The sequence below is a fragment of the Aliiroseovarius lamellibrachiae genome (assembly GCF_018599245.1).
In the GTDB taxonomy this organism is placed as follows: domain Bacteria; phylum Pseudomonadota; class Alphaproteobacteria; order Rhodobacterales; family Rhodobacteraceae; genus Aliiroseovarius; species Aliiroseovarius lamellibrachiae.
This window is the reverse complement of record NZ_JAHEVJ010000005.1, coordinates 234982-259153: the sequence shown is the minus strand read 5'-3', so window position 1 is coordinate 259153 and position 24172 is coordinate 234982. Positions and strand designations below refer to the sequence as shown.

The 24172-nt window shown below is 57.5% G+C and carries 23 protein-coding genes; 14 read left to right on the top strand and 9 right to left on the bottom strand.

The window, feature by feature from the left end; all coding sequences use genetic code 11:
* Positions 1 to 17 precede the first annotated feature (17 nt).
* Both leuD and leuC read right to left on the bottom strand, forming a co-directional pair.
* A complete protein-coding gene (gene leuD, locus KKW20_RS10905) occupies positions 18 to 623 on the bottom strand; it encodes a 3-isopropylmalate dehydratase small subunit (RefSeq protein WP_214567899.1) in 606 nt (201 codons plus the stop codon).
* A 12-nt stretch (positions 624 to 635) separates the two neighbouring features.
* A complete protein-coding gene (gene leuC, locus KKW20_RS10900) occupies positions 636 to 2045 on the bottom strand; it encodes a 3-isopropylmalate dehydratase large subunit (protein WP_214567898.1) in 1410 nt (469 codons plus the stop codon).
* A gap of 306 nt (positions 2046 to 2351) precedes the next feature.
* On the opposite strand from leuC, the gene KKW20_RS10895 reads away from it, so the two are divergent.
* The gene (locus tag KKW20_RS10895; RefSeq protein WP_214567897.1) at positions 2352 to 3737 is read left to right on the top strand and encodes a mechanosensitive ion channel family protein; all 1386 of its coding nucleotides are present in this window, start codon (positions 2352 to 2354) and stop codon (positions 3735 to 3737) included.
* Here KKW20_RS10895 and KKW20_RS10890 read toward each other — a convergent pair.
* On the bottom strand, positions 3646 to 4458 hold the full coding sequence (locus KKW20_RS10890; protein WP_214567896.1) for a hypothetical protein: 813 nt from the start codon (positions 4456 to 4458) through the stop codon (positions 3646 to 3648). The genes KKW20_RS10895 and KKW20_RS10890 overlap by 92 nt on opposite strands.
* A gap of 267 nt (positions 4459 to 4725) precedes the next feature.
* Here KKW20_RS10890 and rsfS point away from each other — a divergent pair, with 267 nt between their 5' ends.
* The 9 genes from rsfS (at position 4726) to KKW20_RS10845 (ending at position 12915) form a co-directional block, all read left to right on the top strand.
* Positions 4726 to 5124 (top strand): ribosome silencing factor, encoded by a 399-nt coding sequence (rsfS, locus tag KKW20_RS10885; RefSeq protein WP_214567895.1) that lies wholly within the window; start codon positions 4726 to 4728, stop codon positions 5122 to 5124.
* Positions 5125 to 5129: 5 nt separating this feature from the next.
* On the top strand, positions 5130 to 5600 hold the full coding sequence (rlmH, locus tag KKW20_RS10880) for a 23S rRNA (pseudouridine(1915)-N(3))-methyltransferase RlmH (RefSeq protein WP_214567894.1): 471 nt from the start codon (positions 5130 to 5132) through the stop codon (positions 5598 to 5600).
* Positions 5601 to 5758: 158 nt separating this feature from the next.
* Positions 5759 to 7291, top strand: a complete 1533-nt coding sequence (gpmI, locus tag KKW20_RS10875; RefSeq protein ID WP_214567893.1) for a 2,3-bisphosphoglycerate-independent phosphoglycerate mutase — start codon at positions 5759 to 5761, stop codon at positions 7289 to 7291.
* A gap of 38 nt (positions 7292 to 7329) precedes the next feature.
* Entirely contained in the window at positions 7330 to 8475 is a 1146-nt protein-coding gene (locus tag KKW20_RS10870; RefSeq protein WP_343207581.1) for a murein hydrolase activator EnvC family protein, read from the top strand.
* A 3-nt stretch (positions 8476 to 8478) separates the two neighbouring features.
* On the top strand, positions 8479 to 9816 hold the full coding sequence (locus KKW20_RS10865; RefSeq protein WP_214567891.1) for a S41 family peptidase: 1338 nt from the start codon (positions 8479 to 8481) through the stop codon (positions 9814 to 9816).
* 143 nt (positions 9817 to 9959) lie between these two features.
* Complete coding sequence (locus tag KKW20_RS10860) at positions 9960 to 10454, top strand: RNA pyrophosphohydrolase (RefSeq protein ID WP_214567970.1); 495 nt, start codon at positions 9960 to 9962, stop codon at positions 10452 to 10454.
* A 32-nt stretch (positions 10455 to 10486) separates the two neighbouring features.
* Entirely contained in the window at positions 10487 to 11014 is a 528-nt protein-coding gene (locus KKW20_RS10855) for a hypothetical protein (RefSeq protein ID WP_214567890.1), read from the top strand.
* A 90-nt stretch (positions 11015 to 11104) separates the two neighbouring features.
* Positions 11105 to 11788, top strand: coding sequence for a ribulose-phosphate 3-epimerase (rpe, locus tag KKW20_RS10850; RefSeq protein WP_214567889.1), 684 nt, complete (start codon positions 11105 to 11107; stop codon positions 11786 to 11788).
* 179 nt (positions 11789 to 11967) lie between these two features.
* Complete coding sequence (locus tag KKW20_RS10845; RefSeq protein ID WP_214567888.1) at positions 11968 to 12915, top strand: MBL fold metallo-hydrolase; 948 nt, start codon at positions 11968 to 11970, stop codon at positions 12913 to 12915.
* Between the two features lie 3 nt (positions 12916 to 12918).
* On the opposite strand, the gene KKW20_RS10840 is transcribed toward KKW20_RS10845, so the two are convergent.
* The 3 genes from KKW20_RS10840 to dapE form a co-directional block, all read right to left on the bottom strand.
* A complete protein-coding gene (locus KKW20_RS10840; protein ID WP_343207580.1) occupies positions 12919 to 14061 on the bottom strand; it encodes a lytic murein transglycosylase in 1143 nt (380 codons plus the stop codon).
* Between the two features lie 71 nt (positions 14062 to 14132).
* Entirely contained in the window at positions 14133 to 16382 is a 2250-nt protein-coding gene (gene rnr / locus KKW20_RS10835; protein ID WP_214567887.1) for a ribonuclease R, read from the bottom strand.
* A 117-nt stretch (positions 16383 to 16499) separates the two neighbouring features.
* Positions 16500 to 17660, bottom strand: coding sequence for a succinyl-diaminopimelate desuccinylase (dapE, locus tag KKW20_RS10830; protein ID WP_214567886.1), 1161 nt, complete (start codon positions 17658 to 17660; stop codon positions 16500 to 16502).
* 307 nt (positions 17661 to 17967) lie between these two features.
* Between dapE and KKW20_RS10825 the strand changes: the two genes are divergently transcribed.
* The 3 genes from KKW20_RS10825 to KKW20_RS10815 all read left to right on the top strand — a co-directional run bounded on the left by KKW20_RS10825 (position 17968) and on the right by KKW20_RS10815 (position 21527).
* On the top strand, positions 17968 to 19554 hold the full coding sequence (locus tag KKW20_RS10825) for a choice-of-anchor L domain-containing protein (RefSeq protein ID WP_214567885.1): 1587 nt from the start codon (positions 17968 to 17970) through the stop codon (positions 19552 to 19554).
* A gap of 155 nt (positions 19555 to 19709) precedes the next feature.
* The gene (locus KKW20_RS10820; RefSeq protein ID WP_214567884.1) at positions 19710 to 20834 is read left to right on the top strand and encodes a Hint domain-containing protein; all 1125 of its coding nucleotides are present in this window, start codon (positions 19710 to 19712) and stop codon (positions 20832 to 20834) included.
* 99 nt (positions 20835 to 20933) lie between these two features.
* Positions 20934 to 21527, top strand: coding sequence for a hypothetical protein (locus tag KKW20_RS10815; RefSeq protein ID WP_214567883.1), 594 nt, complete (start codon positions 20934 to 20936; stop codon positions 21525 to 21527).
* 96 nt (positions 21528 to 21623) lie between these two features.
* Here KKW20_RS10815 and KKW20_RS10810 read toward each other — a convergent pair whose 3' ends face one another.
* Both KKW20_RS10810 and KKW20_RS10805 read right to left on the bottom strand, forming a co-directional pair.
* On the bottom strand, positions 21624 to 22256 hold the full coding sequence (locus KKW20_RS10810; protein WP_214567882.1) for an HAD hydrolase-like protein: 633 nt from the start codon (positions 22254 to 22256) through the stop codon (positions 21624 to 21626).
* Entirely contained in the window at positions 22256 to 22633 is a 378-nt protein-coding gene (locus tag KKW20_RS10805; protein WP_214567881.1) for a hypothetical protein, read from the bottom strand. The genes KKW20_RS10810 and KKW20_RS10805 overlap by 1 nt, the downstream gene beginning before the upstream one ends.
* A 146-nt stretch (positions 22634 to 22779) precedes the next feature.
* On the opposite strand from KKW20_RS10805, the gene KKW20_RS10800 reads away from it, so the two are divergent.
* The gene (locus KKW20_RS10800) at positions 22780 to 23883 is read left to right on the top strand and encodes a transporter substrate-binding domain-containing protein (protein WP_246534554.1); all 1104 of its coding nucleotides are present in this window, start codon (positions 22780 to 22782) and stop codon (positions 23881 to 23883) included.
* Here the strand turns inward: KKW20_RS10800 and KKW20_RS10795 are convergent.
* On the bottom strand, positions 23880 to 24149 hold the full coding sequence (locus KKW20_RS10795; protein WP_214567880.1) for a hypothetical protein: 270 nt from the start codon (positions 24147 to 24149) through the stop codon (positions 23880 to 23882). The two genes, KKW20_RS10800 and KKW20_RS10795, sit on opposite strands and share 4 nt — an antisense overlap.
* Positions 24150 to 24172 lie beyond the last annotated feature (23 nt).

Here is a 24172-nt window from a genome sequence, read left to right as displayed (position 1 = left end):
TTGCCTCAGATCTGGGGTTAAACCCAAGGGCGCGCGGCGGACGCCTGTGCCTCAAAAGCATCAATCGACGCTTTCTTTTCCATCGTCAACCCGATGTCATCGAGCCCGTTGAGCAGGCAGTGCTTTTTAAACGCATCCACGTCAAACTTCACAACGTCACCTTCGGACGTGGTGATTTCCTGGGCTTCCAGATCCACGGTCATCCGTGCGTTTGACCCTTTTTCCGCGTCCGACATCAACAGATCAACTTCGGCCTGCGGCAAGACAATCGGCAAGATGCCGTTCTTGAAGCAGTTGTTGAAAAAGATGTCGGCGAAAGAGGTGGAGATCACGCATTTGATACCGAAATCTGCAATCGCCCAAGGCGCGTGTTCGCGCGACGAGCCACAGCCAAAGTTGTCACCGGCCACCAGAATTTCCGCGTCGCGGTACTGGGGTTTGTTCAGCACAAAATCTTCGATCTCGGTGCCATCACGGTTAAACCGCATCTCATCAAACAAGTTCGCGCCAAAGCCGGTGCGTTTGATTGATTTTAGAAACACCTTCGGAATAATCATATCCGTGTCGATGTTCACCAGCGGCATAGGGGCCGCGATCCCTTGAAGTTTTTCAAACTTTTCCATCGTCATGGTTCCTTAAATCAAATCACGAACGTCAGTCAGACGGCCGGTAAGGGCGGCGGCGGCGGCCATGGCAGGCGACACAAGGTGCGTCCGCCCTTTGTATCCCTGACGCCCCTCGAAGTTGCGGTTTGACGTGGACGCGCAGCGCTCATTCTCAGACAGCTGATCAGGGTTCATCGCCAGACACATGGAGCAGCCTGCAAGGCGCCATTCAAAACCGGCCTCTTCAAAGATCTCTGACAGACCCTCTTCGTCGGCTTGCGCGCGCACAAGGCCCGATCCCGGCACGATCATCGCGCGGATACCGTCTTTGATCTTTTTGCCTTTCACAATCTCGGCCACGGCGCGCATGTCTTCGATGCGGCCGTTGGTGCAGGATCCGATAAAGACGGTGTCGATCTCAATGTCGGTCAGCTTTTGACCGGCTTCCAGACCCATGTAATCCAGTGCGCGTTTGACGGCGTCGACTTTGCCGCCCTCAAAGCTTTCGGGTGCGGGTACGGTGGATGAAATCGGCAGCACGTCTTCGGGCGAGGTGCCCCAGGTCACGCAAGGGGCGATGTCTTCGCCTTTGATGGTCACAACCTTGTCGAAATGCGCGCCTTCGTCGGTGAAGAGCGTTTTCCAATAGGCCACGGCCTGTTCCCACTGCGCAGCTTTCGGCGCGTGCGGACGACCCATGCAGTATTGATATGTGGTCTCATCCGGGGCAATCAGACCCGCGCGCGCGCCGCCTTCGATCGCCATGTTGCAAACGGTCATGCGACCTTCCATCGACAGATCGCGAATGGCCGACCCGCAATATTCGATCACGTAACCGGTGCCACCACCAGTGCCGGTTTCACCAATCACCGCCATGGTGATGTCTTTGGCGGTCACGCCGGGCATCAGTTTGCCGGTGATCTCAACCTTCATGTTCTTTGACTTTTGCTGGATCAGCGTTTGCGTCGCCAGAACATGCTCCACCTCGGATGTGCCGATGCCGTGGGCCAGCGCGCCAAACGCGCCGTGGGTTGCGGTGTGGCTGTCGCCGCACACAACGGTCATTCCGGGCAGGGTCCAACCTTGCTCAGGCCCAACGATGTGCACGATGCCCTGACGCACATCGGACACCGGATAGTAATGCACACCAAATTCTTTGGCGTTGGTGTCGAGCGCGGCCACCTGAATGCGGCTTTCTTCGGTCATCTGCGCGGGGTCTTCGCGACCGGCTGTGGTGGGCACATTGTGGTCCGGCACAGCGATGGTTTTGTCCGGCGCGTGCACTTTGCGGCCGGTCATACGCAGGCCTTCGAACGCCTGTGCGCTCGTCACTTCGTGCACCAGATGGCGGTCGATATACAAAAGGCAGGTGCCGTCTTCGGCTTCGTGGGCCACATGTGCGTCCCAGATTTTATCATAGAGTGTCTTCGGGGCGGTCATAAGCGCTCTCCGTGGATATCGTTGGTTTGTGATGTGATCAGACAGGGACCATGCGCCCAATACATAGGCTCATGCTCCGCGCGTTTCGGCGCGGTGGCTTATAGTTGGGCAAGCACGGCTTTGGTGGCGCCGTAAAAGCGCCACGGCAAAAACGCGTGGTCATCCATGTCAAAAATCCGAGTCATGAGGATGAGATACTCTTTTGTACGGTTTGGGGCAAGAGGCTGCGCGCGGGCGGCTGCCTTAGGGAATGTAAAGGACGTTCTGGCTCTGGACGTGCCGGGATCCGCGTGCAAAACTAAACTCATGGAGCAGGCAGACACCCAAGATACAATCGCATCCCAACCCCCAGAAGCGCCAATCGAAATTCATGAAACCGTTTTGACATTGCGCGATCAGCTTGTGGCTTTGTTTGATGATGCTGGCAGTTTCCTGCTGAGCCTGACCCAGACCTGGCGCCTGTATCAGGTTGCAATCATCGTTGCCCTGATCGGAATATCCTGGGCAATAGGGCGTATCGCTGAACCGAAATACGCCGATTGGGTGCGCAGTCACGAAGGCTGGTCAAAACGCCGGTTGCGATTTGCGGTTCATGTGCGCCGGCGGCTCCCGATGATCATCTTTGTGGTGCTGGCGTGGACCGTGACGTCACTCATGCGAGAACTGACATGGCCGTCGCGATCCTATCTGATCGGCGTGGCCTGTACCCTCGCCACGGCCTGGGTGTTTGTCGGGTTGGCCACATTCATTGTTGAAAACCGCGTTCTGCGGCGGACGACAAAATGGGGCATGTGGATCTATGTCACGCTTTATTACCTCGGCCTGACCGATGAAATGTCACAAGTGTTTGATAATCTTGCGATTTCAATGGGGGATTTCCGCGTCTCTCTGCTTGATATCATCCGTGCGGTGGTGATCACCGCAGCACTTTTTGCTGTGGCTCGGATCTTTAGCAGAAGTTCAGCAGAGCAGATCCAGAAGAACGAAGACATCTCGCCTTCAATGCAGGTTCTGGCGGTGAAATTCATTCAACTGCTGTTCTACGGCGCGGCGTTTTTCATCGGGCTCAAAGCGGTCCGAGTGGATCTGACCGGGCTTGCGGTCCTGTCCGGTGCCATTGGTGTGGGCCTTGGTTTTGGTTTGCAAAAGGTGGTCTCAAACCTCGTGTCGGGCGTGATCATCCTTTTGGATAAATCCATCAAGCCGGGAGATGTGATTTCACTGGGCGAAACCTTTGGCTGGATCCAGCAATTGGGCGCGCGTTATGTGTCTGTCGTCACCCGCGATGGCCGCGAATACCTGATCCCGAACGAGGATCTGATCACCGGGCAGGTGGTCAATTGGTCCCACACCAATTCCTTTGTGCGGCTCGATATCTTTTTCGGCACGGCCTATTCCAATGACCCACACGAGGTGCGTCGCGTCGCGATCGAGGCGGCGACATCCGTGAATCGCGTGCTCAGTTTCCGTCCACCCGTCTGTCACATCGTCGGCTTTGGCGACTCGTCCGTGGATTACATCCTGCGCTTCTGGATTGATGATCCCACCGGCGGGCTGACCAATATTCGCGGCAATGTCTATCTGGCGCTTTGGGATGCGTTCAAAGACGCCGGTATCGATATTCCTTTCCCTCAGCGCGAGGTTCGCGTTTTGAAGGACGCTCCAGAAGATTTAGATCTCGAGCAGACATAATCGTCGTTTCGCCCAAACCATCCAACCGTTCAAAAGGGTCGGATTGAAGTTTTTCGGGCTGCTCATTCGTGCCATCGAAATCTGGCAGATACAGCCCGGATGTCCAACGCTCTGGCAGGCGATCAATCACGCTGTTCATCACCCCAACCACGCGAATGGCGCGCTGACGCAACCGTTCCGCCCGTTCGGGGTCACGCACACGCAACTTTTCAAACCGCCGCATGGCAAATCGTTCAACGTCTTCGGGGCCGACGGAAAGATAGACAATCACGCCCGCCATCACCGTGACAAACAATAGGATCGTCGCAAAGAGTGGATACAACAGGAATAGGGCAAGACAGGCCAGGCCCGCCATAACCTTTGGGGTCATGGGGTGGCGCAAAAGCTGCCATGCGAATTTGAAAAGCAGGCCAAGCACCTCACGGCTTTCCCCGGCAATTTTTCGTAAAAGCGATCGGGGGGCAGGGCGCGGGGTGGGCGACGGCACCACTGTCTCAGGGCGCGGTTCCGCGTCCTCCCGCTCGGGGCCGGCATGTTGCAGGACATGTGGGTCGTTTTGGGCAGCGTTGGGGGCAGAAACCGATCTGTCGCGCACCGAGGCGTCCGGTGCAGGTGTTTTCGCCCCTTCCATCAACGCGCGCACAGCCGCAATGGTTTCATCCGGCGCGCTCTCTGCTTGTGGGGCATCATTGGTCGTCTGGGGCGTCCGTGTTTCGTCCATCGCGGACCTCACCTTTACTGTGTCTTTCCCCTTGGGTATCGCAATTTGGTGGCAAGAATGTGGCGTGGCCCTTTTGCATCCCTGTTTGGTGATGTATGACCGCCCGTCATTGAGATCGTAACAATTGGGTGTTACGATTCGTCTATGCCCCGTTTTGGGGCGCAATCGGGGCGCAACGGCGCGCCACACTAGGAGGACTATGTCCTGTCTCGCGAAACATTGGCTGGCAACGATGCCGCCGCTCAACACTCATCAGGGGACGCGGCCATGACCGATACCCCAAGTTTCAGCGTAAGCGAATTGCTTGCGTTTATCCTCAGCACACTCGACGAAGACAAAGCCGAAGACGTGGTTGTGATCGACTTGCAAGGCAAGTCCGAAATGGCCGATCACATGGTGGTCTGTTCTGGTCGCTCAACCCGTCAGGTCTCGGCGATCTCGGAAAAATTGTCCGCCAAGCTGAAAATCGAGTTCGGGGTTTTCCCCAAGCTTGAAGGCAAAGATCAGGGCGATTGGGTGCTGATCGATACTGGCGACATTATTGTCCACGTATTCCGTCCCGAAGTGCGCGAATTCTATCAACTTGAGAAAATGTGGATGGAACCGGGCATGTCGCCTGCTGGGCCAATAGATGTGCCCACAGAAGTGACCGACCAAGAGAGCTAAGTCAGATGCGCGTGCAAATCTGCGCTGTGGGGCGCCTTCGTGGCGGCCCCGAACGTGATTTGATCGATGACTATCTCTCACGGTTTGATCGTACCGGGCGGCCCTTGGGGCTTGGCCCGGCGAAAATCCTTGAGGTTGAGGATAAAAAGGGCGGCGGCATGAAGCCCGAAGCCGCGCTTTTGGAACGCGCCATTCCAAAAGGCGCGCTGATTTGCACGCTGGATGAGCGTGGAAAACTGATGTCCTCGCCCGATTTAGCCAAAATGATCGCCCGCTGGCGCGACGATGGCCGACAAGATGTGGCCTTTGTCATCGGCGGCGCAGATGGGATTGATCCCAGCTTGCGCGCCCGCGCCGACGCCTCATTGTCTTTCGGGAAAATGGTCTGGCCCCACATGCTGGCCCGCGCCATGCTGACCGAACAGCTTTACCGCGCCGCGTCGATCCTGTCGGGCGGGCCGTATCACCGGGTGTGATCCCCCCTTTTTCTTGCTAAAAATACCTCGGGGTGAATGCTGAAAGCAGAGGGGCAGCGCCCCAGCCGCCCGTTCGATATGCTCAGCCGTTGCGTTGTGCGTCGCATCGCCATAAATAAAGAGCCAAGCAAACATTCATTCCGCGCAAGGATTTCCCCATGATCACGCCCAAAACGACCACGCCCAAACCCGTCGTTCTGTGTATTCTCGATGGTTGGGGGCTGCGCGAAGGCCGCGAAAACAATGCGCCCGCTTTGGCCAACACACCAAACTTTGATCGGTTGATGGCGACATGTCCAAACAGCACCCTGATCACCCACGGCCCCGATGTGGGCCTGCCTACCGGGCAAATGGGCAATTCAGAAGTGGGTCACACCAACATTGGCGCAGGCCGTGTGGTGGCGATGGATCTTGGGCAAATTGATCTGGCGATTGAGGATGGATCGTTTTTTGACAACGACGCGCTGGGCGACTTTATTGCAAAGATGAAAGCATCTGGCGGCACCGCGCATCTGGCCGGTCTGGTCAGCCCCGGCGGGGTGCACAGTCATCAAGATCACATGTTGGCCGCGGCAAAGGCCTTAACAGATGCGGGGCTTGAGGTTGCCATTCACGCGATCACCGACGGACGAGATGTGGCGCCCTCCTCGGCCCGCGATCAACTGGCTGAATTTGAAGCCGCCCTGCCCAAAGGCGCCAATATTGTCACCGTGGTGGGTCGCTATTTTGCGATGGATCGCGACAACCGGTGGGAACGTGTGGCCCTTGCCTATGAGGTTATGGTCAACGCCAAAGGGGATGCCGCGTCCAGCGCAGATATCGCCATCGCGACGGCTTATGCCAAAGGTGAAACGGACGAGTTTATCGCCCCCGTGGTGATCGGTGATTATGCCGGCATGAAAGACGGCGACGGGCTCTTTTTCATCAACTTCCGCGCCGATCGTGCCCGCGAAATCCTGCGCGCCATTGGCGAGCCTGACTTTAACGAATTTGACACAGGTCCGCGCCCCAAGCTGGCCGCGATTTTGGGCATGGTGCAATACTCTGATGCGCATAACGCCTATATGACCACCTGTTTTCCCAAGCGAAACATTGTGAACACGCTGGCGGAATGGGTGGCGAAACACGGGAAATCCCAATTCCACACCGCAGAAACCGAGAAATACCCTCATGTCACATTCTTCCTGAACGGCGGCAAAGAGGCCCCGGTGGACGGCGAAGTGCGCTATATGGCGGCAAGTCCAAAAGTGGCCACCTATGACCTTCAACCCGAAATGTCCGCCCCCGATGTGACCGATCATTTTGTCGGCGCGATCCACGACGGTTATGACCTGATTGTCACCAATTACGCCAACCCCGATATGGTGGGGCACACCGGCGATCTGGCGGCTGCGATGGCCGCGTGCGAGGCGGTGGACAAAGGGTTGGGCCGCGTGATGGCCGCGTTGGAAGAGGTCGGGGGCGCGATGATTGTCACCGCGGATCACGGCAATTGCGAAACAATGGTGGATCCCGAAACCGGCGGGCCACACACCGCGCATACCACCAACCTTGTTCCAGTGATCCTGTTTGGTGGGCCAAAAGATGCGGTGCTGAATTCTGGTCGTCTGGCGGATCTCGCGCCGACGCTTTTGCAATTAATGGGCTTGCCACAGCCCGATGAGATGACCGGCGTGAGCTTGATTAAGTGAGCTTTTCCCGTCGCCTCCTTGTCATTCTGGCCCTGTGCGTGACTGCGACACAATCCGCAACACCGGCCATTGCGCAAGCGGGGCCAACGGCGGATGCGCGCGCGGCGATGATTGCTTTGGAAATGGCCGGCGCAGCACTTGAGGATGCAACATCCGCACGAGATCGCGTGTCGGCGCTGACCCAGACGGTGAAAGCTTATGAAACCGGGCTGGCGGCGCTGCGGGCTGGCCTGCGCCGTGCATCTCAGCGTGAGGCGACCATCCAAGGTGCGTTTGACGCAGAAAGCGAGCGCCTGTCTGAGTTATTGGGCGTGTTGCAAACGATTGAGCGTGCGCCCGAACCCGCGCTGTTGATCCATCCGGACGGCCCAATTGGCACCGCCCGTTCCGGCATGATCCTGTCAGAATTGGCCCCGGCGTTGCAACAGCAGGCCGAATTGCTGAAGGCGGGACTGGAGGAGTTGGCCACCATCCGATCCTTGCAAGAGGGCGCCGTGGACACGTTGAAAACCGGGTTGATGGGCGCACAAACCGCGCGGGCGGAATTGAGCCAAGCCATCGCCGCACGCACCGAGTTGCCGCGCCGCTTTGTGCAAAACGACGCGGCGATGCAGTCGCTGATCGAAAGTTCGGATACTTTGGCCGCCTTTGCCAGTGGTCTTTTGTCTGATCCGGCCACCAATGTGGGTTCGGATTTGTCTGATTTCCCTTCCGGGAAGGGGCGACTGAATATGCCGGTTCTTGGGCGGATTTTGCGTGGGTTTAATGATGCTGACGCCGCAGGGATCAAACGCCCTGGATGGGTGGTTGCGGCCCGCCCTCTGGCCCTGGTTTCTACGCCGTGGCCTGCGACGATCCGCTATCTTGGCCCGCTTTTGGATTACGGTAATGTTGCTATTTTGGAACCCGGCGAAGGGTATCTTTTGGTGCTGGCCGGGCTTGGTCAATTGTTTGGCGAAGTTGGCGAGGTTTTGTCCCAAGGGGCGCCCGTTGGTCTGATGCCCGGCAATCTCGCCGCAAACGAGGCCCCATCCGGGGATGAAATCGGCGAAGATCAAGCATTTTTGATTGATATTGTGCAAGGAACTGGCGTCGAGGCGTCGGAAACGCTTTATATAGAGCTGAGAGATAATCAAACACCCGTGGACCCAGCTGACTGGTTCGCAACAGGTAAGGAAGAGTAACGGATGAAAAAATTCGTGATGGCCGCCCTTGGGGGCACCTTTGCAGGTATTGTTTTGACCACCCAAATCGCGGCCCCGCTTTTGGCGCAGGACAACGCAAAAGGGGGAACGGTGTATGAACAGCTCGACCTGTTTGGCGATGTATTTGAACGTATTCGCGCGCAATATGTGGAAGAGGTCGACAGTAAAGATCTGATTGAAGCGGCGATTGATGGCATGCTTAGCTCGCTTGACCCGCATTCCAGCTATCTGTCCGCCGATGACGCGGCCGCGATGCGGGTTCAGACCCGTGGATCCTTTGGCGGTTTGGGCATCGAAGTCACCCAAGAGGATGGCTTTGTGCGTGTTGTGACCCCAATGGATGGCACCCCCGCAGATAAGGCCGGGATGCAAACCGGCGACTATATTACCCATGTGGATGGCGAAAGCCTGTTGGGTCTGACGCTGGATGATGCCGTGGATTTGATGCGTGGCCCGGTTGGCTCCGAGATCATCGTGACCGTGGTGCGCGAAGGGGTGGATGAACCCTTTGACGTGTCAATCATTCGCGACACCATCAAACTGACCGCCGCCACCGCCCGTACCGTGGGCAACACGGTTGTGCTGCGTGTGACGACATTTAACGATCAAACCTACCCCAACATGTCCGAAGGGCTCGCGCGCGAGGTCGAAGCGCTGGGCGGCTTCGACAAGGTCGACGGCTTTGTACTTGATCTGCGCAACAATCCCGGCGGCTTGCTGACACAGGCCATCGCGGTGTCTGACGCGTTCCTGAACAGCGGCGAGATTGTTTCGACCCGTGGTCGCAACGCCGCAGAAAGCGAACGCGTGAATGCCGAACTTGGTGATCTGGCCGAGGGTAAGCCGATGGTTGTGCTGATCAATGGCGGGTCCGCCTCTGCGTCTGAAATCGTTGCAGGTGCTTTGCAAGATCACCGTCGCGGGATCGTGGTTGGCACCAAAAGCTTCGGCAAAGGCTCGGTCCAAACGGTGATGCCGCTGGCGTCAAATGGCGCGATGCGCTTGACCACGGCGCGGTATTACACGCCGTCAGGCCGTTCGATCCAGGCGCTGGGCGTGTCACCTGATATTGTGGTGGAGCAACCTCCACGCCACCCTGACACCGATACCGGCGAGGAAGAGGTTAAGAACACGCGGTCAGAGGCTGACCTGCGCGGCAGCCTGAACAATGACAGCCTGACAGATGACGAACGCCGTAAGATCGAAGATGAACGCGAGGCGGCGGAAGAGGCGGCCAAGCTGCGTGACGATGATTTCCAGCTGTCTTATGCTGTGGATCTGATCAAAGGCCTGTCAGCGATTGCGATGGCCCAGAAATAAGCGTGACGCCCCCGACAACCGGGGTGTTTCATGCGTGATGTCACAAAAGGCTGCCCTGCGACGGGTGGCCTTTTGCATTTCTGAGACGGGGCGATTAACAAGAGGGCAGAACGCTTGAATTGGATGTCCAAATGACCCGCACAATGACCGCCGAAGAGATCGCCAAACTGCCGTACCGCCCCTGTGTCGGGATCATGCTGGCCAATGCCGACGGGAAGGTTTTTGTCGGCCAACGGCTGGACGCGCCAAAGCTTGGCACCAAAACCGCGTGGCAAATGCCGCAAGGTGGTGTGGATGAGGGCGAAGACCCGCGTGACGCCGCCCTGCGCGAGTTGTGGGAAGAAACCGGTGTGACCGCAGATCTGGTCACGGTTGAGGCCGAATTGGACGATTGGCTGCCCTATGATCTGCCCCATGATGTCGTGCCAAAGATTTGGAAAGGGCGTTATCGCGGTCAAAAACAACGCTGGTTCCTTCTGCGTTTCAACGGCACTGATGCGGATGTGAATATCGCGACCGAACATCCCGAGTTTTCCCAATGGGCATGGATGAGCGCAAATGACGTCGCCGAGAACATCGTTCCCTTTAAACGCGAAATCTATGCTAAAGTGGTGAAAGGGTTCGCGCCGAACCTTTGAACGGCCGCTTCAGCTTCAGTATTTCGATCAGCATGAGTGCCGCCCAAAAGCCCAAGAAAGCCATTGATATGCGTGTGTTATCGACGATTCTGATGACCTGTTTCGCCACCCCGGTGGTTGCCCTGTCTTGTATGCCTTACAACGCGACACAGGCGTTTATTGACGCCCAAGCCGCGTCTGAACCCTATTTGGTTGTGGTCGGAACGCTGAAATTTGATGACAAAAATCTGCCAAAAGTGGATTGGGAACATCAAGAAAACGTGAAGCCCGACAATGTGTTCACCGCCCGGCTAGAGGGTCACAGCCTAGCCAAGCGCGGTTTTGTGCTACCATTTCGTGAAGAAATCTCGGTGAATGTGCAATGCTACGGCCCGTGGTGTTCCAGCCTGACCAATGGTGAAACCTATCTGGCATTTGTTCAGCAAACCAAAGATGGCTATCTGCTTGAAACCAACCCTTGCGGTGGTTTTGCCTTTGGCGATCCTCGTGGGGAAATGCTCTATCAGATGAAATCCTGTATGCGCGGCACCGGCTGTGATCCGGAATTGCCTGAAAGGTAACCTGTCTTTTCGACGCGCCCTCCGCTTTCCCCCTTCGCATTCGCCGATTTCCGGCTATAACGCGCCCATCACGCAACGCCGGAGAACCCAATGTCTTTTGATCGTTCCATCAAGATCGCCCCGTCGATCCTGTCTGCTGACTTCGCCAATTTTGGCCAGGAAATCCAAGCCATCGAGGCCCAAGGCGCCGATTGGGTGCATGTGGATGTGATGGATGGGCATTTTGTGCCGAATCTGACCTTTGGCCCCCCCGCGGTAAAAGCGTTCCGTCCGCATGTGAACACCTTCATGGATGTGCACCTGATGATCTCGCCAGTGGATCAATATATCGAAGCCTACGCCGAGGCGGGCGCCGATATGATTTCCGCCCATGTCGAGGCTGGCCCCCATATCCATCGCACCCTTCAAGCGATCAAAGCTCAAGGCGTAAAGGCGGGGGTTTGCCTGAACCCCGGCACGCCAGTCGAAAGCATCGAACATGTGATGGATATGGTCGATATGGTTGTCCTGATGACCGTAAACCCAGGCTTTGGCGGCCAGAAATTCATCCACTCCGGCGTCGAGAAAACCCGCCGTGTGCGTGAGATGATTGGCGACCGAGAGATCCACATTCAGATCGACGGCGGCGTGACCACCGAAACCGCACCCTTGGTGGCAGCGGCCGGTGCCGACGTTCTGGTCGCGGGATCTGCCGTCTTTAAAGGCGGCTCTGTTGCCAACGCAGACGTCTACGGCGAAAACATCCGCGCCATTCGCGCGTCCGTAGAAGCCTGATCCACAAATGCTCTGTGACGTCACGAAGGGGTGCCCAACCGGTGCCCCTTTTTTCTTGTCATAAATATCCCCGCCGGAGGCACGGAATCTGTCAAACAACGGGCGCAAATCAAAACTCTGGATAAACACATGCAAATACGCCTATGTTTCTTCTTAACACGAGAAGCAAAGAGGTCCCCATGCTCCGCCACGCCGCCGTTCTGATCGCCCTTTTGGTCACCCCAGCCTTTGCAGATGAAGACATCAAAGACCAATATCCCGGGTCGGTTCTTTACGAAAAACCCGTCGAAGTGATCCCGGATGTGTGGTCGGCCATCGGCGCCACGGCCCCTCCCGGATATGAAAATGCCGGGCACAACAACAACCTCAGCTTTATCGTCACCGGCGATGGTGTGATTGTGGTGAATGCAGGCGCCAACGCCAAACTGGCCGCGGCATTACATGATGAAATCAAAGCGATCACCGACCAACCCGTCAAGCTGGTGATCAATGAAAACGGGCAGGGGCATGCCATGCTCGGCAACAATTACTGGATCGACCAAGGGGTTGAGGTGCTCGCCCATGTGGATGCCGCCGAGAGCTTTGAAGAAGAAAACGGCGCGCTCTTTGCCAATATGAAACGCTATGCGCAGGAAAACTGGGAAGGCACAGATCCGATGGGGCCAACCCGCACCTTTGACGATAAAGAGGTGATCGAGATGGGGCGGTTCACCATCGAAGTGCTACATCTCGGCGAGGCGCACAGCCCCGGTGACACGCAGGTCTGGATCCCGGCTGAGGGTATGATGATCGCTGGTGACATCGCTTTTCATAACCGCATCCCACCGATTTTTGCAGACACCTGCACAAGCTGCTGGATTGAAACTTGGGAAACCGCTTTTGCGCCGCTAAACCCAACCTATATCATCCCTGGACACGGCCACCCCACGAACCTGGCACAGGTCGAGGATCACACCATCGGCTACCTCAAACATCTGCGCGGCAAAATTGGCGAGCATATTGAAAATGGCGGCACCCTGGAAGACGCCTATTATGTCGACCAATCCCCCTACGCGCATCACGACACATTCAAAGAACTGGCCACAAAAAATGCGGGTCAGGTGTTTTCCGAAATGGAATTTGAATAGCGGCTAGGCGACGGCCATCAACCGATCAAGCATCGCACCACATGGGAAACCATCAGCGGGCAGCCCTTCTGCCTGCTGAAACGCCCGAAGCGCGCGGTGCGTGTTTGGCCCAGCCAACCCGTCGGCTCCAAGCGTGTCAAAACCCGCGTGCGTCAAGCGCTGTTGCAAGTCCTGCATTTCGGCGCGGGTCAAAATACGCTGATCCTCAGGCCAGGGTTGTGAAAACTTCTGATTGCCACCAATGCGATGCGCCAAACACCCCACCGACAGCGCATAGCTAAGTGCATTGTTATACTTCAAAATCACATCGAAATTCTGATAGGCCAGAACCGCAGGACCATTCGCCCCTGCGGGTAAAATCAAACTGGCCATGCCATAATCTGACGGCGTCAGCCCTTTGGACAGGCGCACCCCAAGCGCGCCCCATTCCATAACATCACGCGGTTGATCCCGCCCGGTCAGCGACAGATCAAATCCCGCGGGCAAAAACGCCTCTTCCGAACAAGGTTGCCCATAGCGCCAACCAAATTTATGCAGGTAATTGGCAATCGACGCGAGCGCATCAGTCGGGTCAGTCCCCCAAATATCGCGCCGCTTGTCCCCATCGAAATCCACCGCATAGGCGAGATAGCTGGACGGCATAAATTGCCCATGCCCCATGGCTCCGGCCCAAGATCCAACCATGTTTTGCGGGGCGATATGGCCCTTTTGCACAATCTTCAGCGCCGCAATCAGTTCGCTTTCAAAAAACGCCGTGCGCTTCCCCCGACTGGCCAAAGTCGCCAGCGCTGACAGGACTTCGTAACTGCCCCGCACCGCACCATACCCGGTTTCCAACCCCCAGATCGCCAAAATGACATCGGCGGAAACCTGGTATTTCTCTTCCAAAGCGGCCATCAGCGGGCGATTGGCCCGAAGCGCCTTGCGCCCTTTGCGCACCCGTTCATCCGACACCGTAATGTCCAGATAATCGCGCACCGACCACAGGATTTCTTTCTGGTTTTCCTGACGTTCCAATACATCAGGCAATAGCCAGCTATGCTCCAGGAACAAACGGATGGTCCTTGGCGACACCCCTTCCTCTTCGGCGCGGGTAATAAAGTCGGAACGCCAATTTTCAAAATTGGTCAGGTCTGCGGGGGTCACGGTCTGGTCCTCCGGGCTCAAGCTTTTGGGATGCTACGGGGCGGGGGGCAAAATTCCCAAGTTCTTCGCTCTCACTTTCTCGTGATCTTGCGCTTGATTTTGTCCTGTTTCCGCCGCCCTTTGTTGGCTTTCCGCCTCACGACATAGGTCTTGCGGCCCCGTCCACGGCGCGGCAACGCCTTTCCGTCCAGCGTCAAAAGCTCAAGCGTCAGGCCGCCGGTCGTTGGAATGGCTTCCGCCAAACGCACGGTCACACGCGCACCAACCCCCAACGAGATGTTTGATTGCTCGCCAACCAGTCGCTGTTCTTCTTCGACAAACCGGAAATACTCGGTGCCGATGGAACTGATGGGGATCAACCCATCCGCGCCGGTTTCATCGAGTTTTACAAACAGCCCAAACCGCTGAACGCCAGAAATGCGTCCGGTAAATTCGTTGCCCACACGTTCGGACAAATAGGACGCGAGATAGCGGTCATTGGTGTCGCGTTCCGCCACCATCGACCGGCGTTCCGTTTGCGAAATGTGCTCGGCTGTGGCCTCAAGCTGCTCAATATCCTGTGGCGACAACCCGTCTTTGCCCCAATTGTGACCAGAGATCAGCGCCCGGTGCACAATCAGATCGGAATAACGGCGGATCGGGCTGGTGAAATGCGCGTAAGATTGCAGCGCAAGCCCGAAATGCCCATAGTTTTCATGGTGGTAATAGGCTTGCGTCATCGACCGCAGGGTTGATATGTTCACCAGCTCGTCAAACTCTGACCCTTCGGCCTGCGTCAGCAATTGGTTCAAATGCCGGGTTTTCAGCACCTGCCCCTTGGCGAGCGTGAACCCAGACGCCTGCGCAACCTCGCGCAATGCATCCAGCTTTTGCGGGCTGGGCTCTTCGTGCACCCGGAACAAAAGAGGGCGTTGCAGGCGGGTCAATTCCTCGGCGGCGGCGACATTGGCGAGGATCATAAACTCCTCAATCAACCGGTGTGCATCCAAGCGTTCGGCAAAATTGACCGAGGCAACTTTGCCGTCTTCGCCGAGCACAATTTTGCGCTCTGGCAGGTCCAATTCCAGCGGTTGACGGGCCGCGCGCGCCAGTTTCGTCGCGGCGTAGGCGTCATAAAGCGGCGCGATCACCTCTTCCATCAATGGCGCGCATTTCTCGTTCGGCGCCCCGTCCTGAGCGGTCTGAACTTCGGCGTAATTCAGCGACGCATGCGACAGCATCAAGCCGCGAATAAACGAATGGCTGATCTTGTTGCCCTTCGCGTCAAGCACCATGCGCACAGCAAGACAGGCGCGCGAAACGCCCTCATGCAGTGAACAGAGATCGCCGGACAAACGGTCCGGCAACATCGGCACCACGCGGTCCGGGAAATAGGTTGAATTGCCCCGTTTGCGCGCCTCATGATCCAGTTCGGATCCGGGCTGTACGTGATGGGCAACATCGGCAATGGCCACCCAAACCACATGCCCGCCGGGATTGTTCGGGGCGTCATCGGCATGGGCATACACCGCATCATCATGGTCGCGCGCATCATGCGGATCAATGGTCACAAGGGGCAGATGGCGCAGATCCTCGCGGCCTTTTAAGCCCGCCGGTTTCTGCGCGTCCGCCTCTGAAATCACCTTGTCCGGGAAACGATCCGGGATACCATGTTGATGAATCGCAATCAGGCTAACAGCACGCGGCGCTGTTGGATCGCCAAGGCGTGCGATCACGCGGGCCTTCGGCAACCCCATACGAGATTTCGGCCCCGTTTGCTGCGCCTCAACCAATTCGCCATCCTTGGCCCCGTCATCGGCACCCGCTGGCACCACCCATTCGCGGTCCGCCCCCTTGTCGATCGGCACAATGCGACCGCCTTCGGCATTGGCCCGGAACAGGCCCAGAATGGTGATGGGATTATGACCGATTTTGCGAATGATCCGCGCTTGATAGCTGTGATCCTCAGCATCCACTTTGGTCAACCGACCCAAGATGCGATCACCCTTTTTCAGCGCCGCTTCTGACGATTTCATCACCATCAGAATGCGTGGCATCACGCCTTCGCCCTGCCATTCCAAAGGTTCGGCAAACAGATCCCCATCCGCATCCGCCTCGCCGATCATCAACACAGAAACCGGCGGCAATCCCTCTGGATCACGATAGGTTTTCTTGCGCTTGGCCAGATGCCCTTCGGCCTCCAACTCTTTCAAGATCCGCTTAAGGTCAATTCGCGCAGCCCCCTTGATCCCAAACGCTTTAGAAATGTCGCGCTTAGAGGTCAGGGTGGGATTGTCGCTGATCCATTTCAGGATCTCGTCTTTGGTGGGCATCTGTTTCATGCCCAGCCCCTAACACAGCCGCGCGGAATGAGAAAGTCTGTGCCTCCCCCCAATAGCCCTCTTTTTCTTGCCGAAAATACCTCGGGGTGAATGCTGAAAGCAGAGGGGCAGCGCCCCTTACTTGGTCAATTGCCCGGCAAAATAATCGCGCATCACACGGGTATAAATCGCCTTAAGCTGTTCAATCTGCACCACCTCAACCCGCTCATCCACCTGATGCATGGTCTTGCCCACAAGGCCAAACTCCACCACCGGACAGTGGTTTTTCATGAACCGCGCATCAGATGTCCCGCCAGAGGTCGACAGTTCAGGTGAACGCCCAGTTTCCGCCGCGACCGAGGCCGCAACCAAGTCAGACAACGCGCCGGGAGGGGTCACAAAGCTTTCGCCCGAGACCTTCACGCGCATCTCAAATTCAATGCCTGTTTCCCCAGCCACGCGGTCCGCTTCATCCCGCAACCAACGGATCAGATCATCCGAGGAATGCGCGTCGTTGAACCGGATATTCACAGTCGCGCGCGCCTCGGATGGGATCACATTGGTTGCCGGGTTGCCCACATCCATGGTGGTCACAGCCAAAGTGGACGCATCAAAGTGATCGGTACCCTCGTCCAGCACATGCGCGTCCAGATCCGCGATCAGACGCGCCAACGCGGGCACCGGGTTTTTCGCGCGGTGCGGGTACGCCGCGTGGCCTTGCACGCCTTTTGCGGTGAAAAACGCCGTCATCGACCCGCGTCTGCCGATTTTCATCATCTCGCCCATCACGTTTGGACAGGTGGGTTCGCCGACGATGCAATCGGTGATCACCTCGCTTTGGGCCTCCATCCAATCGAGGATTGCGATGGTGCCGTCCGTGGCGTCGCCTTCTTCGTCCCCGGTGATGGTGATCACCATGGATGCGTCTTCGGGCGCGTCCGCCACGAAATCAATCGCTGCCGCGACCCAAGCCGCCACGCCGGATTTCATATCTGTCGCCCCACGCCCCCACAGCACCCCGTCTTTGATCTCGCCGCCAAAAGGATCCACCGTCCAGGCCGCTTCGTCACCCACCGGCACCACGTCGGTGTGGCCGTTAAAGCCCAGCGTGCGCGCGTTTTTCGATCCCCAGCGTGCAAAGAGGTTCGAGGTGTCCCCCCGGTCAATGCGCGTGCAGACAAAGCCCGCCGTCGTCAGCATCTCTTCGAGCAACACCAACGCGCCGCCCTCAATTGGCGTGACAGAAGGGCAACGGATCAGGCGTTGGGTCAGAGCAACGGGGTCGATGGGTGCGGGCATATGGCTCTCCTTTTGCACAGTGTTACCTGTTTGATGGGCAAAGAGAAAAGGGGGGCTTCGGCAAATCCCCTTTGAAAAGTGCAAAAATGTGTCAGCTTGGCGCGATGTGAAAAAATTGCTTATCAAAGGGTTAACATTTCGGCAAAATCTTGCCATAGTCGCGTCAATAATATGACCCGAGGCAGGGCAACGGACTGACATATAAGCGCAAAAGCGCATGGTCCGACGAGCAGAATTCAAAACAGCGGCCGCTTTGCGCGCCCCGTTTCTGTGCGCTCATGTCTCGTTTAAGGGGCAGGAGGCAGATATGGTCGCAGCATCAGAGCTCTCGATCAACACAAACGCAAGCGCCATCAATATGGCGCAGACGATCCTTGGGGACGGGGTGACCGTGAACGGGGCGTCCTATTCTGGCGACAACCGCAGCTCGGGGACGTTCTCGGGCGGCGACAACACATCGCCCGGCGTGACGCCATCGGACACGGGGGTCATCCTGTCGACCGGTAAGGCCAAGGATTTCACCAATTCAAACGGCCAGTCGAACCAGTCCAATAGCAAATCGTCCAATATGCGCAACGGGGTCGATCGCGACGATGATTTCGATGACCTGGCGGGGACGCGGACCTATGACGCGTCGTTTCTTGAGATTGATTTCACACCTGATGAGGGGGTGAACTATATCTCGATCCAATTTGTGTTCGCCTCGGATGAATACCCGGAATACATCAACTCGATCTACAATGACGCGGTGGGGATCTGGGTGGATGGCAACCCTGTGGACCTGTCCATCGGGACATCCAGTGTTGGCAATGTGAACGGCACAGACAACCAGAACCTTTATAACGACAACACGGGCGATCAGTATAACACTGAAATGGACGGGTTCACCGTGACGCTTTCGGTGAAAATCCCGGTGATCCCCGGTCAGGTGAACTCGCTTAAAATTGGCGTCGCCGACGTGTCGGACAGCAGCTATGACAGTAGCATTCTGATCGCGGGCGGCAGCGTGCAGGGCGACGTTCTGGCCTTTGACGACGAGATTAAACTGCTCGGCAACGACACCCGCATCGCGCATGTTCTGGACAATGACCAAACCCCATCCGGCGCGGTCGTGACAATTACCCACATCAACGGGATTGCCGTGAATGTGGGCGATACGGTCACGCTGACCACCGGTCAGACCGTGACGTTGAATGCTGACGGCACGTTGACCGTTGTTGGCGATGGCAGCGACGAAGATTTCTCGTTCACATATGCGATTGAAGACAGTGTGTCGGGCACAACCGACACCGGCATGGTCACCGTGGGCGCGGTGCCGTGTTTCGTGTCGGGCACCTTGATTGAACTGGCCGATGGTCGGCGCGTTCCCGTGGAAAGCCTGACCGCGGGTGACATGGTTCAAACCCATGACAATGGCGCACAACCGCTGCGTTGGATTGGCCGCCGCAAGGTCGCCGCCGAGGGCAAGTTTGCCCCAATTCAAATCGCCGCCAATACCTTTGGCACACACGGCGCGCTTTTGTTGTCACCACAACACCGGATCCTGATCCGCGACGTGTTGGCGGATCTTTTGTTTGGCGAATCCGAGGTGCTGGTGGCGGCCAAAGATCTGGTCAATGACAGCACTGTGCGACCTGTCGAAGGCGGCGAGGTGGAGTATATCCACATCCTCTTTGACGAACACCAAGTGGTCTATTCCGAAGGTCTGGCCACCGAAAGTTTCTTGCCCGGACCGCAGGTCACAAGCATGATGGAACGCGATGTGGTCGAAGAGATTTGTGCCTTGTTCCCCGAATTGAACCCGGAAACCGGCGAAGGCTATTCCCCCGCCGCCCGCCGCATGTTGCGCAGCTATGAGGCGCAGCTGTTGGTGGCCCAAGGCCAAGCGGCCTAGGAGGGGACGACCATGCGCGTGTCGATCCCCCCTCATTTGGCAAACACGTATGCCACTGTAATTCCCCGCCTGCGATCCGTCGCCGGTTCGGGGTCCGATGCACGACCATGGGGTGCAACTTGACCTGCCCGCCCAAAGCCATATCCGCGGGTCCCGTGACCTGGTTGGGCATCGCTGGGGGCGGGCGGGTTTTTTACCACCGCATGGGTCTGGGTCGGGCGCAGATCGCGCAGCCGAACGCGGCGATGACACCTGTGATCTCTGATCCCGGACCGGATGGTCTCATCACCACCGGGTCTTTGGTGGTCGAAGCCCGTGTCGAACCCTGGCCCGGTCGGGATGTGTGCATTCTGCGTTACGGCGCCAAAGACCGTTGGTTGCGCGGCGTGATCATCACCTACCGCGCGGATGGGCGTTTGGTGGTGGATATGGTGCAAGGGGATGAGCTGCGCCGAACCTCGGTCGCCATCGCGCCGGTGATTGGTGAATGTGATCTGCGCATCACCCTGAGCTGGGATGCCCCCGCGCGCGCTGGCGTGCTGAGCGTGGAACATCTGGACGCTGAAACCCTGCATCAAACCCGGTTCCACGACCCGCTTCCCCTGCCGCATATTGACGGCGAGCGGCTTGTGAAAAGCGCATCGACAGACCATGAACATACCCCGGACAACGCCGCCATTCTGTCGCTTGGTGTGGCGCAGGGGATTGCGCCGGTTGCGTTGGCCCCCGGTCTTGCCGAAGGCAGCCAGATTGACACCCCTTGCGGTCTGCGCCCGATTGAGGATTTGCGCCCCGGTGATCTGGTTCTGACCAATTCCGGCGAGGCGAAACCCGTGCGCCATTTGGCCGCGCGGCAGGTGCCGGCGTTGGGCCTGATGCGCCCGTTGCAATTGCGTGCGCCCTTTTTGGGCTTGTCCCATGATGTGCTGATCGCCCCGCACCAACGCCTGCTGTTGTCGGGTGGCGAGGCCGAATATCTTTACGGTGAAGACGCGGTGATGATCCATGCGCGTCACCTGCGCCACGGCCATGCCGCCCGTTGGGCGACGCCGCGCCCCTTGGTGCGGTATTACGCCGTTCTTTTGGACAGCCACGATTGCCTGTCCCTGCAAGGGCTCTGGTGTGAAAGCTTGTTTGTCGGGCCGATGGTGCCTGACATGCTGCGCACCACTGTACTGTCTGACATGCCGCCGCTGAACGTGCCGATCCACAAGCTGATGCCCACGCCCAGCCTGTCGCGTTTTGAGGCGCGCAACCTTGTCACAGCGCTGCACGCCTGATCGCTCTGGACCGCGCGCGGCAACACGCGTAGCCTGCCCGCAAACGAAATATCCCTTATTCCGGGGCAGATTTTAACCGGGCTGGGGCTAGGAGATCACATGAAAAAGCTATTGTTTGCCCTGTTTTTATTGCCCCTCGCCGGGTGTTTTGACGCGGATATGACCTTTACCGTCAACGGTGATGACACCGCCACCATGCGCGCCGTAATGTCGATGGGTCCGGAAATGTACGGCATGATCGCATCGTCGGGCGAAGACCCCTGTGAAGAGGGCGTGGGCGAGGCACAGGCGGATGGCGGCTATATCTGCACCATCGAAGAAACCGATACGCTCGACAATATCGTGGCGGATTTGAAGCAAGTACAAGAGGGTCAAGAAGGCCCGATGAATCTGTCCGAAGGCTTCACGCTTGAGCGTCTGGACGGCGGTTTGGTGAAGGTTGCCTTTGATCTTGCAAGCCTTGGTGAAGGGGCTGCAGAATCTGGAATGGACCCCGCGATGATGGGCTCGATGATGCAAGCCTTTGAAGGGCACGGCATGACCATCACCGTCGTTGGCAAAGAGATCGTGGAGACCAATGGCACCCTGTCAGACGATGGGACATCCGCAACCATGCACATTCCGCTGGCCGCAATCCTGACGCAGGATGCAAACTTGCCAGCCAGCTTTGATGTGACGCTGAAAGCGAAATAAGGCGTTTCCAGTTTTCATAGAAGCATCCGTAATCGCTTTTCGCGTTTGAGCGGAGCGAAAGGCAGCGAACAAGCGAACCGGTGTGAACTGGAAACGCTAACCGATCAAAGACGCGACAGCGCCCGCCAACTCGGCGGGCGTTTTCACATGGGCATCGGCCGAGGACAGATCGTCATCAGCCCCATATCCCCAGCCCACGGCGATGAACCTCATCCCCACATCCCGCGCCGCTTTCATATCGTAGTGGCGATCACCAACCATCACGGACGTCGCCGGATCGTCGCCGGTGATGTCAAGCGCATGGGCCAGCAGTTCCCCTTTGTCATTGCGGGTACCATCCAGTTCTGGCCCAAATTCATGGGTCAAATGCGGGGCAATACCGTAATGCGCGGTGATTTTCTTGGCATAGCTGTGGGGTTTTGCGGTGGCCAGATGCATCGGATGATCCGCACCAATTGCGCCCAGAGCCTGAAGAATACCATCGTAAAGGGTACAGTCATAAAGCCCCTTGGTGGTGTAAACCGCGCGGTAATGGGCAAGGGCGGCTTCGGGATCATGGGCCCCCAACCGCTCAAAGCTCCACAAAAGTGCGGGACCAATGCACCAGGTCAGATCATCGGCGGGCGGCACGGGTAAATCCAGCTCGCGAAGCGCAAATTGGATGCTTTCCGTGATGCCTTTTTTCGGGTCGGTCAGTGTGCCGTCAAGGTCCCAATAAACGGCGCCCATCACGCCTCACCTGCCGTATCGTCCAATCGGCGTCCATCGTAAAACGGTGTCATTTGCGCAATCACAACCGAGTTTTCGGCCAGTGCGCGCGCCATCAATTCGCGTTCCTCATCGGGAATGTCATGCCCCTCGGCCAGACGTTCATCAAGCGACCCATAGCCTGTCACATCCAGCGGCGCCAAATCGGCTTGTTTCAGGATGGCCACGGTTTCACGCACCGCTTCCGCCTCGTCCACGCCAGAGGCGTAACACATCAACGCCCCACCGGTGGCCTTTTTTGGCAGGCCGTCACCCTCTTTGCGACCAACCTCAACCAGCAAGGTATAGACGTGATGTTTTTTCTTCGGCTTTTTTGGTTTTTGCGGCGTGTCGTTCATCGCGGGGATCCTCTTTGCTTGCCCCCACATGCCGAATTTTGGTCGCAAGGTCCAGTGCGCTGTGATTGTCGCGCCGGGTGTGACCTGTCCTTTCCGGCGACTGGCCCTTTGCAAGTGGAATGTGTATGACGAGCGCGAGATACTGGATGGGACTCACGGACATGTGCCGCTTTCGCGATTTTTCACGGGCCTTCGCCTGTGTCGTTTTTCTGGTTGGGCTGGTGCCATTTGGTGCCATGGCACAGGGGAAAGACACGACACCTTTGACCTTTGCCACCGTGGAGCGCGCGCCCTTTTCCTTCACCACTGGGCGTGACATTGGCGGGTTTTCCATCGACTTGATGCGGGCCATTGGCAAAGAAATGGGCCGCCCGGTGGACTTTGTAATGTACAAACGCTTTGGCGACATGTTTACCGCAATTGAGGCCGGCGAGGTGCAGGGCGCGGTGGCCAATATTTCCATCACCGCCGGGCGCGAACAGACGTTCGACTTTTCGCACTCGATCTTTGGCGCAGGCCTGCAAATCATGGTGCCCCCGGCAGGTGCCGACAGCATCAGTCTTTTCTCGGCGCTGTTTAGCTGGGATATCGTGCTGGCGGTGCTGGCGGCGGCGGCGTTGTTGTTTGGCGGCGGCATGATGATGTGGCTGTTTGAACGCAAGCGGCAGGCCTATTTCGATCGCCCCTTTGGGGACGCGATGTTCCCGTCGTTTTGGTGGGCGCTGAACCTGGTGGTGAATGGCGGCTTTGAGGAACGTGTGCCCCAGTCGCGCGGCGGGCGGGTCTTTGCGGTGCTTCTGGTGATCTCATCGCTGTTCATCGTGTCGGTCTTTGTGGCGAAAATCACCGCGGCAATGACCGTCGCGGCCATCACTGGAAATATTGACAGCCTTGCGGATCTGGATGGGCGGCGTATCGGAACCACCACCGGATCAACGGCGTCCACCTTTTTGGACCGGCGCGACATGGCGCATATAGGTTATGATAACCTCAGTGATCTTTTAGAGGCGTTTGAAGTGTCTGAATTGGACGCCGTGGTGTTTGATGGCCCGATTCTGGCGTGGTACATCAACAACCAAGGGGCCGCATATGGCCGTCTGTTGCCGCGGGTGTTTAAGCCGGAAAACTATGGGGTGGCCCTTCCGTCTGAAAGCCCGCTGACCGAAGACATCAACCGCGCCCTTCTTTCCCTGCGCGAAAGCGGCCAGTATGACCAGCTTCGGCGCAAGCATTTTGGGGCGTCACGCTAATCGACAGGCGACCCATCGCCCCCGTCATCCTGTTTTAAAAATGCCCGTAGCGCCAAGGCGACCAGCCCAAAAATCGGCGCAAGATAACCAATGAATATCGCGAACCGCCACAGGGTGCCGGTCTGGAAAAGATGGGTCAGCAGCAAAAGCGGATCAAAGGTCAGCACAGAAAACCCGGCCAGACAGCCGAGATCAAGTATCGCCAGAGCGCGCCGACCATGTGGCCCGGCGCGGTCTGTGTTTTCAGCAAGCGTTGCAAAAAGCATTGGTAATATGGTCAGCTATTTAG